Source organism: Nocardioides rotundus (assembly GCF_019931675.1).
In the GTDB taxonomy this organism is placed as follows: Bacteria; Actinomycetota; Actinomycetes; order Propionibacteriales; family Nocardioidaceae; genus Nocardioides; species Nocardioides rotundus.
Genome location: NZ_CP082922.1, coordinates 4077805 through 4088569 on the forward strand (window position 1 = coordinate 4077805; position 10765 = coordinate 4088569).

General features: G+C 71.6%; 14 protein-coding genes. 5 read left to right on the top strand and 9 right to left on the bottom strand.

Annotation, left to right across the window (positions count from 1 at the left end; translation table 11 throughout):
• The first annotated feature begins 16 nt into the window (after positions 1–16).
• From K8W59_RS20020 to trxA, 3 genes are all read left to right on the top strand, one after another.
• A complete protein-coding gene (locus tag K8W59_RS20020; RefSeq protein WP_223396728.1) occupies positions 17–736 on the top strand; it encodes a hypothetical protein in 720 nt (239 codons plus the stop codon).
• Between the two features lie 103 nt (positions 737–839).
• Positions 840–1853 carry a thioredoxin-disulfide reductase gene (trxB, locus tag K8W59_RS20025; RefSeq protein ID WP_223396729.1) on the top strand — a complete coding sequence of 338 codons (1014 nt, stop codon included), beginning with the start codon at positions 840–842 and terminating at the stop codon, positions 1851–1853.
• A 104-nt stretch (positions 1854–1957) separates the two neighbouring features.
• A complete protein-coding gene (trxA, locus tag K8W59_RS20030) occupies positions 1958–2275 on the top strand; it encodes a thioredoxin (protein ID WP_223399984.1) in 318 nt (105 codons plus the stop codon).
• Here trxA and K8W59_RS20035 read toward each other — a convergent pair.
• Positions 2247–2915 carry a GNAT family N-acetyltransferase gene (locus K8W59_RS20035; protein ID WP_223396730.1) on the bottom strand — a complete coding sequence of 223 codons (669 nt, stop codon included), beginning with the start codon at positions 2913–2915 and terminating at the stop codon, positions 2247–2249. The two genes, trxA and K8W59_RS20035, sit on opposite strands and share 29 nt — an antisense overlap.
• An 88-nt stretch (positions 2916–3003) precedes the next feature.
• Here K8W59_RS20035 and K8W59_RS20040 point away from each other — a divergent pair, with 88 nt between their 5' ends.
• Positions 3004–4218 (top strand): pyridoxal phosphate-dependent aminotransferase, encoded by a 1215-nt coding sequence (locus K8W59_RS20040; protein ID WP_223396731.1) that lies wholly within the window; start codon positions 3004–3006, stop codon positions 4216–4218.
• Between the two features lie 43 nt (positions 4219–4261).
• Positions 4262–5017, top strand: a complete 756-nt coding sequence (locus K8W59_RS20045) for a lysophospholipid acyltransferase family protein (protein ID WP_223396732.1) — start codon at positions 4262–4264, stop codon at positions 5015–5017.
• 189 nt (positions 5018–5206) lie between these two features.
• Here K8W59_RS20045 and K8W59_RS20050 read toward each other — a convergent pair whose 3' ends face one another.
• From K8W59_RS20050 to rpmH, 8 genes are all read right to left on the bottom strand, one after another.
• Positions 5207–6271, bottom strand: coding sequence for a ParB/RepB/Spo0J family partition protein (locus K8W59_RS20050; protein WP_223396733.1), 1065 nt, complete (start codon positions 6269–6271; stop codon positions 5207–5209).
• A complete protein-coding gene (locus K8W59_RS20055; RefSeq protein WP_317846293.1) occupies positions 6268–7134 on the bottom strand; it encodes a ParA family protein in 867 nt (288 codons plus the stop codon). The genes K8W59_RS20050 and K8W59_RS20055 overlap by 4 nt, the downstream gene beginning before the upstream one ends.
• Before the next feature lie 191 nt (positions 7135–7325).
• Positions 7326–8009 (bottom strand): 16S rRNA (guanine(527)-N(7))-methyltransferase RsmG, encoded by a 684-nt coding sequence (gene rsmG / locus K8W59_RS20060; protein ID WP_223396734.1) that lies wholly within the window; start codon positions 8007–8009, stop codon positions 7326–7328.
• Positions 8010–8059: 50 nt separating this feature from the next.
• Positions 8060–8638 carry a Jag family protein gene (locus K8W59_RS20065; RefSeq protein ID WP_223396735.1) on the bottom strand — a complete coding sequence of 193 codons (579 nt, stop codon included), beginning with the start codon at positions 8636–8638 and terminating at the stop codon, positions 8060–8062.
• A 74-nt stretch (positions 8639–8712) separates the two neighbouring features.
• Complete coding sequence (yidC, locus tag K8W59_RS20070) at positions 8713–9693, bottom strand: membrane protein insertase YidC (RefSeq protein ID WP_397196048.1); 981 nt, start codon at positions 9691–9693, stop codon at positions 8713–8715.
• Between the two features lie 36 nt (positions 9694–9729).
• Complete coding sequence (yidD, locus tag K8W59_RS20075; protein WP_223396737.1) at positions 9730–10011, bottom strand: membrane protein insertion efficiency factor YidD; 282 nt, start codon at positions 10009–10011, stop codon at positions 9730–9732.
• Entirely contained in the window at positions 10008–10379 is a 372-nt protein-coding gene (gene rnpA / locus K8W59_RS20080) for a ribonuclease P protein component (RefSeq protein WP_223396738.1), read from the bottom strand. Before rnpA ends, yidD begins: the two co-directional genes overlap by 4 nt.
• Before the next feature lie 15 nt (positions 10380–10394).
• The gene (gene rpmH, locus K8W59_RS20085) at positions 10395–10532 is read right to left on the bottom strand and encodes a 50S ribosomal protein L34 (RefSeq protein ID WP_223396739.1); all 138 of its coding nucleotides are present in this window, start codon (positions 10530–10532) and stop codon (positions 10395–10397) included.
• Positions 10533–10765 lie beyond the last annotated feature (233 nt).

Genomic DNA, 10765 nt, shown 5'->3' on the forward strand with positions numbered 1-10765 from the left:
AGGAGGTGCCCCACCCGTGCCCGAGCGCGACCTGACGCCTGCCCAGGCCGAGGAGGTACGGCGCCTCCTCGCCGACGCCCGCAGCACCGAGCCCATGCCCGACGGCGTCGCCGAGCGGCTGGACCGGGTGGTGGCCGACCTGTCTGCGGAGCGCGCCAACGGGACGACGACCGCGCCCGACCGGGACGAGCTGGCCGCGCGACGGCGGCGCCGCCGGATCGGCGCCGGGCTGCTGGCCGCCGCGGCGGTGACCGTCGTCGGCTTCTCGGTGCCGAACCTGATGACCAGCGGTGGGAGCAGCGGCAACGCGGGCTCCGACGCGGGCGAGTCCGCCGAACAGGGGGCCGCCTCGGACGAGGAGCTCCAGGACAGGGCGAGCGCCCCCACCCCGCCTGCCGAGGAGCGCTTCGACGAGTTGAGCAGCCCGCCCTCGGCCGCCCGCAGCACGGCTCCACCGCCGACGGTCCGCGCCGCCCGCTTCGAGCAGGACGTGGCCCGGGCGACGGTCGCGCCGCTGAGCCAGGACGCCGAGGCGCGTGCCGACACCGCCTGGTGCCCGAGCCGGCCGGCCTGGGGCACCGGCGAGCAGTACCCCGTGGTCTGGGTCCCCCAGCCCGGCGAGCGGGAGCGCGCCGTACTCGTGCAGCGTCCGCCCCGCGGCGGCGAGCAGACGTCCATCCTCTACCTCTGCGGCGCCGACGAACCGGTCCGCTCCGCCACCGTCCCCGCCGACTGAGGTCGCGGGCGGGCCTTCGGAATGCCGCTGGCCTATTCTCGGTTGCGACCCATGAGGCCCCCGGAGCGAGGGCCGGACCTGCCAGCGAGGAGCGTTGCCCAGCATGACCGACAGCACCAGCACGACCGACACCGACGTCCGCGAGGTCATCGTCATCGGGTCGGGCCCGTCGGGCTACACCGCCGCCCTCTACACCGCCCGGGCGAACCTGTCCCCACTGGTCTTCGAGGGCTCGGTCACCGCCGGCGGTGCGCTGATGACCACCACCGAGGTGGAGAACTACCCCGGCTTCCGCGACGGCATCATGGGCCCGCAGCTGATGGACGACATGCGCGCCCAGGCCGAGCGGTTCGGCGCCGAGCTGGTGCCCGACGACGTCACCGAGGTCGACCTCACCGGCCGGGTGAAGGTGGTCAAGACCGCCTCGGGCGAGTTCCGCGCGAAGTCGGTGATCCTGGCCATGGGCTCGGGCTACCGCAAGCTCGGTCTACCGCGGGAGGACGAGCTGTCCGGCCGCGGTGTCTCGTGGTGCGCGACGTGCGACGGCTTCTTCTTCCGCGATCAGGCGATCGCCGTGGTCGGCGGTGGCGACTCCGCGGTCGAGGAGGCCACCTTCCTCACCCGGTTCGGCCAGAAGGTCTACCTGATCCACCGCCGCGACGAGCTGCGCGCCTCGAAGATCATGCAGGAGCGCGCCTTCAACGACCCGAAGCTGGAGATCATCTGGAACTCCGAGGTCGAGGCGATCAACGGCACGGACCGGGTCGAGTCGCTCACCTTGAAGAACACCGTCACCGGGGAGACCAGCAACCTGCCGGTGACCGGCCTGTTCATCGCGATCGGCCACGACCCGCGCTCGGAGCTGCTGCACGGCCAGGTCCGCCTGGACGACGAGGGCTACGTGCTGGTCGACTCCCCCACCACGCGCACCAACCTGCCCGGCGTCTTCGCCGCCGGCGACCTGGTCGACCACATCTACCGCCAGGCCGTGACCGCCGCCGGCACCGGATGCTCGGCGGCCCTGGACGCCGAGCGCTACGTCGCCGCGCTGGAGCAGCACGGCTCGTCTGCCGGCAGCACCAAGGCCACCATCGACGAGGTCATCTCTCCGGTCTGAGCCGCCGAGGCCCCGGCCGGGGATCGGAACAACCGTCCCCGCAGTGGTGTTCACTGGGGGCAACCACGACACCCGTTTTCGAAGGGATCACCGACGTGTCCAACATGCCCGCCGTGACCGACGCCGACTTCGAGTCGCAGGTCCTCCAGTCCGACAAGCCCGTCCTCGTGGACTTCTGGGCCGAGTGGTGCGGCCCGTGCCGCCAGGTCAGCCCGATCCTGGACGAGATCGCCGCCGAGCACGGCGACAAGATGAGCTTCGTGAAGATGAACGTCGACGAGAACCCGCAGACCCCGGCGGCCTACCGGGTCACCGGCATCCCGACGCTCAACGTCTACCAGAACGGCGAGGTCGTGAAGAGCATCGTCGGCGCCAAGCCCAAGGCGGCGCTGCTCAACGAGCTGTCCGACCTGCTCTCCTGAGCTGACCCGACCCCCGTCCCAGTGGTGGCTGCGGTGCCACCACGGGGCGGGGTCGTACGGCGCCCGCGAGCCGGCCGATCGCCGCGCCGGCCCTGACCCGCACCGTGTCCCGCAGCTCCATCCGCAGCCGGGGCGACCACGCGTGCGGCCGCTCCACGCCGAACCCGAGCCGGGTCCAGTAGTCCACCGGTTGCCGGCACTCGCCGACGCCCGCGAAGACCTCGACCGCGGCCGGCCGGTCGGCGCGCTGCACGAGGTCGCGCGCCATCGCCTGCACCAGCAGCCGGGAGAGCCCTCCGCCGCGGTGCTCCGGGGCGACGTACACGCTGGCGAGCACGACCGCGTCCGGGGACGCCGGCGCCGTCGGCAGTCTCGCCGCGCCCGGCAGCCACGCCGGCGGCGCGTAGATCGCCAGCGCGGCGGGGCTCCCCTCGCGCAGCACGACCTGCCCGCAGGTCCCCCACTGCTCGCTCACCTCGCGCAGCCAGACGGCCTTGAGCGACGCCGGGTCCTCGCCGTTGATCGCGGCCGGAGAGCGCAGCTGCCAGGTCAGGCAGCCGCGGACATGGTCGAACGCCGCCAGGTGCGCGGGGTCGAGTGCCACGGTGCGCCGGAGTCCCGGTCGCGTCGGTCGGGCCACGCCGTCATCGTAGTCCCGCCCCGTCGCACCGGCGTGAGATCGGACAAGGTTGCGCCGCTCCCCCGCCGCGCCCTGACACAATCGCCCGGTGCGCGAGATCCGACAGAGCCGCAAGCTGCGAGGCGTCCGGTACGACGTACGCGGGCCGATCCTGACCGAGGCCCAGCGGCTGGAGGCCGAGGGGCACAAGGTGCTCAAGCTCAACATCGGCAACACCGCGCCCTTCGGCTTCGAGGCGCCGGAGTCGATCCTGGCCGACATGGTGCACAACCTGCCGCAGTCCCAGGGCTACAGCGACTCCCGCGGGATCTACTCCGCGCGCACCGCGGTCGCGCAGTATTACCAGTCCCGCGGCCTGCCCGAGACCTCGGTGGACGACGTCTTCATCGGCAACGGCGTCTCCGAGCTCATCTCGATGGTGCTGCAGGCCTTCCTCGACGACGGCAACGAGGTGCTGGTGCCGGCGCCGGACTACCCGCTGTGGACCGGGGCGGTCACCCTGTCGGGGGGTACGGCGGTGCACTACCGCTGCGATGAGGCCAACGGCTGGAACCCCGACCTGGCCGACCTCGAGTCGCGGATCACCGAGAACACCCAGGCGCTGGTGATCATCAACCCCAACAACCCGACCGGCGCGGTCTACAGCGAGGACACCGTGCGCGGGCTGGTCGACATCGCCCGGCGCCACCAGCTCGTGGTGATGGCCGATGAGATCTACGAGAAGATCCTGTTCGAGGAGGCGGTGCACCACCACGCCGCCTCCTTCGCCGGCGACGACGTTCTCTGCCTGACCTTCAGCGGCCTCTCCAAGGCCTACCGGGTGTGCGGCTACCGCGCCGGCTGGGTGATGATCTCCGGCCCCAAGGAGGTCGCCGCCGACTTCCTGGAGGGACTGACCCTCATCGCGAACATGCGGATGTGCGCCAACGTGCCCGCGCAGCACGCGATCCAGACCGCGCTGGGCGGCTACCAGTCGATCACCGAGCTGATCGGCCCCGGCGGGCGGTTCTATGAGCAGTCGATGCTGGCCGACCGGCTGCTCAACGAGATACCGGGGGTAACGAACGTGACACCCCGGGGTGCCTTGTACTGCTTCCCCCGCCTGGACCCGGAGGTCTACCCGATCACCGACGACCAGGAGTTCGTCCTGGATCTGCTGCGGGCCAAGAAGATCCTGGTCACCCACGGCACCGGGTTCAACTGGTTCCAGCCCGACCACTTCCGCCTGGTGACGCTCCCCGACGTCGAGGTGCTGGAGGAGGCGATCGGCCGGATCGCGGACTTCCTCGCGACCCGCCGTTGAGTCCAGACTGACCCCCCACCCTGTCGGCAGCGAGGAGACCTGCGTGCGCGACCTCACCTATCCCCCGATCATCGTCGCGGCGAAGACCGGCTTCCGGGTCCTCGGCCAGCGGATCGAGCTGACCGGCACCGAGAACGTGCCGCGCACCGGCGGCGTGCTGCTGGCCTACAACCACATCGGCTACGTGGACTTCGTCTACGGCGGCCTCGCGGCCAACCCGTCCGGGCGCCGGGTGCGGTTCATGGCCAAGCGGGAGCTCTTCGACCACCGGTACGTCGGCCCGCTGATGCGCTCGCTGCACCACATCGAGGTGGACCGGGGCGAGGGCGAGGCGTCCTTCCACACCGCGGTGGACTACCTGCGCCGGGGTGAGGCGGTCGGGATCTTCCCCGAGGCGACGATCTCGCGGGCGATGACGCTCAAGGACTTCAAGACCGGCGCGGTGCGGATCGCCGCCGCGGCCGGCGTCCCCCTGGTGCCGGTGATCCTGTGGGGGACCCAGCGGATGATGACCAAGGACCACCCCCGGAACTTCTCGCGCGGCCTGCCGATCTCGCTGCGGGTCGGCACACCGATGTATCCCCCGGGGGTCGACCCGGTCGCCGAGACCGCCGAGCTCAAGGCCCGGATGATGCACCTGTTGGACGAGTCGATCCGGGCCTATCCGGCCGACGACCCCGACGCCTGGTGGCGCCCCGCCTCGCACGGCGGCTCGGCGCCGTCGCTGGAGGAGGCCGCCCGGCTGGACGTGGCCGAGAAGCGCGAGCGGGCCCGGCGGCGGGCCGAGCGACGGCGGTGACACTGCCTCTCCGGTGACCGCGCCTCGTCTCCTCGTCGCTAGGTCACTTTGTCGACTTATCGACCAGTCGTCTTTCCGCAGAGATCGGCACTCCGGGCGCTTGGTCCTGACGTACGACCCCACAGTGGTTGGCGCCACCTACTGCTGTAGGTCCGCACGTCAAGACCAAGCGCGCGGGGGGGTCGTCCCTCAGATCGGGCGGTCGGTGCGGTTCCGGGGGTCGAGGACCTCGACGATCCGCTGCAGATCCTCCAGCGTCGCGAAGTCCACGGTGATCTTGCCCTTGCTCCGGCCCATGTCCACGCGGACCCGGGTCTCGAGGCGGTCGGAGAGCCGGTCGGCGATCTCCACCAGCTCGGGGTCGGTCTGCCGGGGCCGGGCGGCGCTGCGCGAGCGCCCGGTGTCGCCGACGGAGACGATCTCCTCCAGTCCGCGGACGCTGATCCCCTCCGCGACCGCGCGCTGGGCGAGCCGGTCCTGGAGCGCCGGGTCCTCGACCGCGAGCAGCGCGCGGGCGTGACCGGCCGACAGCACGCCAGCGGCGACCCGCCGCTGCACCGTGGGGGAGAGCTTGAGCAGCCGCAGGGTGTTGGTGATCTGCGGGCGGGAGCGTCCGATCCGGTCGGCCAGCTCCTCGTGGGTGCAGGAGAAGTCCTCCAGCAGCTGACCGTAGGCCGCCGCCTCCTCCAGGGGGTTCAGCTGGGAGCGGTGCAGGTTCTCCAGCAGCGCGTCGCGCAGCATGTCGGTGTCGTCGGTCTCGCGCACGATCGCGGGGATCGCCTCGAGGCCGGCCTCCTGGGCCGCGCGCCAGCGGCGCTCGCCCATGACCAGCTCGTAGGCGTCGTCCCCGGTTCGACGTACGACGACCGGCTGCAGCAGCCCCACCTCGCGGATGGAGTGCACCAGTTCGGCCATCGCCTCCTCGTCGAAGACCTGTCGCGGCTGCCGCTCGTTGGGGCGGATCTGCTGCGGGGGCAGCTCGGCGAACCGGGCGCCGGTCTCGACGAGGTCGGGCTGCTCGTCCGCGGTCTGTGAGGACGGTGCGGACTCCGCGGCTTGTGTGGCGTCCTGGCCCTGCGCGCCCGCCGCGGGCGCGGCCGGGGTGATCGGCGCCGCGGCCGTTGTCTCCTCGGGCGCGGCGGAACCTGCCTCGGTGTCTGGCCTGTCCGGCTCGGCGAGCGGCTCGCTCGGCGCGGTGGGGATCAACGAGCCCAGGCCGCGTCCCAGGCCTCGACGGGGCGGGGTGGCGTTCATGCGGAGGTTCCCTTCGTGAGCATCTCCCGGGCGGCTTCGAGGTAGCTGAGCGCGCCGGCCGAGGCGGGGTCGTAGGTCAGCACGGACTGGCCGTACGACGGCGCCTCGGAGACCCGCACCGAGCGGGGGATCGCCGTCTTGAGCACCTGGTCGCCGAAGTGGCCGCGCACCTCGTCCGCGACGCCGGCGGCGAGCCGAGTGCGGGCGTCGTACATGGTCAGCAGGATCGTGGAGACCCGCAGGTCGGGGTTGAGGTGCTGGCGCACCATCTCCACGGTCTCCAACAGCTGGCCCAGGCCCTCCAGCGCGTAGTACTCCGCCTGGATCGGGATGAGCATCTCCGCGCCGCCGACCAGGGCGTTGAGGGTGAGCAGCCCCAGCGAGGGTGGGCAGTCGACCAGGACGAAGTCGAGCCGGTCCTCACCGACCTCGTCCCTGCTGCCGACCAGCGGGTGCCCCGCGATCGCCTTGCGCAACCGGCTCTCCCGCGCCACGACGCTGACCAGCTCGATCTCGGCGCCGGCCAGGTCGATGGTCGCCGGGACGACCGACAGGTGGGGGACGTCGGGGCTCTCCGTGGCGATCTCGACCAGAGGCGTGCCGTCCACGAGAGCGTCGTAGGTGGAGGGGATGCCGCGGTGGTGCTCCACGTTGAGCGCGGTCGAGGCGTTCCCCTGGGGGTCCAGATCGACGACGAGCACCCGCTGTCCCAGCTGGGCCAGCGCGACGGCGAGGTTCACCGTGGTGGTGGTCTTGCCGACCCCGCCCTTCTGGTTCGCCACGACCATCACCCGGGTGCGTTCGGGGCGCGTCTCCGGCTCCCGCCGCTGGGCGGCCGCGCGCGCGAGCACCGAGGACTCCACGGCGCGAGCAAGGGGGGTGGTCTCGTCGCCGAGTCCGGAACGTTGCTCGGCGAGCTCTCCGGCCGTGGGGACCCGGAAGGGACTGCGGCCAGCCTCGTCTGTTTCACGTGAAACCAACGCCCGCTACTCCCTCTCTCCTGTGGATGACTGGTGGAAAATGTGGATAAACCGCGGTGACAGCGTGGCCGGGGCTACCCGCGGGGCGGGCGGCGCTTGCGGTGGCCAGATCGCTTCGAGCGACCGGTCGACGACCGTCCGGCCGAACCTACCTGTGCGGGGTCGGCCCACGAAACCCGCACCAGGGTGGCGGGGGAGCTTGCCGGCGACTCCGTGCCGACCTCGAGTCGCTCGGGCCGGGCCGCGCCCAGATTGTCCAGCACCCCGCTGGCGTCCTCGATCTCCTGACCCACCGAGGAGCCCTTCATCGCCACCAGCGCGCCGTGCGGCGCGACGAGCGGCATCGACCACTCCAGCAAGCGGGGCAGGGGAGCCACGGCCCGCGAGGTCACCACGTCGAACCGGCGCTGCCCGTGCAGCGCCTCCGCCCGGCCCCGGACCACCTCGACGTTGTCCAGACCCAGCTCCTCGACCACCTCGCTGAGGAAGGTGGTGCGCCGCAGCAGGGGCTCGACCAGGGTGATCCGAAGGTCGGGACGCACGATCGCGAGCACCAGGCCGGGGAGACCGGCGCCGGACCCGACATCGGCGACGGTGGCGTCCCGGGGCAGCACCTCGGCCATGGCGGCCGAGTTGAGCAGATGCCGCTCCCAGAGCCGCTCCACCTCCCGCGGCCCGATCAGCCCGCGCAGGGTGCCGTCGGTGGCCAGGAGCTCGGCGTACCTCTCTGCCAGGGGCAGTCGGTCAGGCGCAAACACCCCCCGCGCCGCGTCCGGCGTGGGGGGTGTTTCACGTGAAACGTCGCTCATCAGGCGGGGAGGATCACCACGAACCGCCGCGGCTCCGCACCCTCGGACTCCGAGGTCAGGCCGGCGGCGGTGACGGCGTCGTGCACCACCTTGCGCTCGAAGGACGTCATCGGGGCGAGGGAGACCGGCGACCCGTCGGCACGGACCTCGGCGATCTTCTGCTCGGCCAGCGTGACCAGCTCCTGGCGCTTGCGCTCGCGGTGACCGGAGACGTCCAGCATCAACCGGGACCGCTCACCGGTCTCGCGGTAGACAGCCAGACGCGTCAGCTCCTGCAGCGCGTCCAGCACCTCGCCGTTCTCACCCACCAGCTGGCTCAGCTCGGCGCCCACGATCGACACCATCGCCCGGTCGCCCTCGACGTCCATGTCCAGGTCACCGTCGAGGTCGGCGATGTCGAGCAGCTCCTCGAGGTAGTCGGCGGCGATGTCGCCCTCCTGCTCCAGCCGCTCCAGCCGCGATCCGCGGCGGCCCTCGCCCGACTCGGCGGCCGCGTCCTGCGCGGAGTCGTCCGTCTCGGGGGCGTCCACCGGCGCCTGGGCCGGCTCGTTCAGGTCGGTGGTGGTCTCGTCGCTCACGCGATGCTCCTTGGGGGTTCTGCGGGAAGGGGGCGCGTCCGTCACAGGGCGCGCGGGTCAGCGAGGCGAGGCGCCTACTGAGACTTGTGGGGCTGCTGGGGCGGCTGCTTCTTGCGCTGCGACCGCGTCTGCCGCTTCGGCTGCTGGCGCTGGGCAGGGCGCGAGCTTCCTCCCTGGTGCATCGGCGGCAGGGCGTCCTCGCCCGCGGTGTCGGCACCAGCGGTCGTCGTACCCGCCGCGCCAGCGACCGGCTCGCCGCGCTTGGCCGCCTTGGCCTTGTCCCGCTCCTCCTTGGCCTGGGCAGCCGGAGTGCCCGGGGCGGGGTTGTTGCGGATCACGTAGAACTGCTGGCACATCGTCCACAGGTTCGAGGTGGTCCAGTAGATCATCAGCGCGATCGGGAACGCGATGCCGCCGACGGCGAAGACGATCGGCAGGACGTAGAGGAGCAGCTTCTGCTGCTGGGCGTAGGGACCGGTCATCGCGTCCGGCGGCATGTTCTTGCTCATCAGCTGGCGCTGGGTGAGGAACGTGGTCGCGGTCATCGCGACGACCAGCGTGATCGCCATGACGATCACCCCGGCGTTGCCGTCGGACGTGAACAGCGTGCCGGAGATCGGCACCCCGAAGATCTCCGCGCTGCCGAACTGCTGGGCAAGCGTCGGGGTCAGGAACGCCCGCCCCTTGCCGTCGGCGGCGTGATCGATCAGCCGGAACAGCGCGAAGAAGATCGGCATCTGCACCAGGATCGGCAGGCACGAGGCGAACGGGTTGGTCCCCGTCTCCTTGTACAGCGCCATCGTCTCCTGGGTGAGCTTCTCCCGGTCGTGCGCGTACTTCTTCTGCAGCTCCTTGACCCGCGGCTGGATCAGCTGCATGTTCCGCGAGGACTTGATCTGCTTGACGAACAGCGGGATCAGCGCCGCTCGGATCACCACGGTCAGGCCGATGATCGAGAGCACCCAGGCAGCACCGCTGGCGTCGCCGAAGATCCGCCCGAACAGCGAGTGGAAGCCCACCATCACAAACGACACGACGTAGTAGAGCGGCGTCATGATGAAGCTGCCGATGGAGGTGAAGAAGTCGATCACTCAGGCTCCTGGTGTGGGTCCCGCCTCGGTGCGGGCGTTGGGTCGGTGTTCTGGTCGCCCCGCGCGGAGGTGCCCCGGAACCGGATCGTAGCCCCCGGCGGCCCAGGGGTGACACCGCGCCAGGCGGCGGATCGCCAGCCAGCTGCCGCGGATGCTGCCGTGCACCTGCACGGCCTCCAGCGCATAGGCCGAGCACGAGGGGTGGTAGCGGCAGACCTGGCCGTAGAGCGGGCTGATCAGCAGCCGGTAGGCCTTGAGCAGGCCGATGAGCAGGTACTTCACGCCGGCTCCGCCTCCTCGCTGGCCCCCAGCACTCGCCCCAGACAACGATCCAGGTCGCGGGCCAGTTCCGAGCTCGTCGCCTCCGCGGCCGCGGGCTGGGCGCGGACCACCAGGGTGCTGCCATCGGCGAGCCGGTCGACCCGGGCCCGCATCAGGTGGCGCAGCCGGCGCTTGACCCGGTTGCGGGTCACCGCCGTACCGACCGCCTTGCTGACCACGAAGCCGACCCGCGCGGGCCGGTCGGACTCACCGTGCGGCGAGGGCGCGGCCAGGTGCAGCACCAGGGTGCGGCTGCCGGCGCGGGCGCCACGGCGTACGGCGGTGCGGAAGGACGCACCGTCGGTGAGCCGATGGGCAGCGGGCAGCACCGCGGGCGACCCGGCTCAGACGGCCAGGTTCTTGCGCCCCTTGCGGCGGCGGGAGGACAGGATCGAGCGGCCGGCGCGCGTCCGCATCCGCAGGCGGAAGCCGTGCGTCTTGTGGCGGCGGCGGTTGTTCGGCTGGTAGGTGCGCTTGCTCACGAGCATCTCCGTAGGTCTCCCCCGCTCGGATCTGCGGAGGTTGCGTCTGAGGTGGTCTGCCGCGCCCGCGGTCAGCGGGTGCCACCGGTGGAGGATCGAGCGCCCGCAGGCGCGAGACAGCACCGGTCTGGCCAGGCAGACTGAGCAACGGTACGCGGAGCGCGGAAGCAGGGTCAAACCGAGGTCGGGGGCTGTGGATGAAGTCTTGTGCCGCTGTCAACCACCTTGTTAGG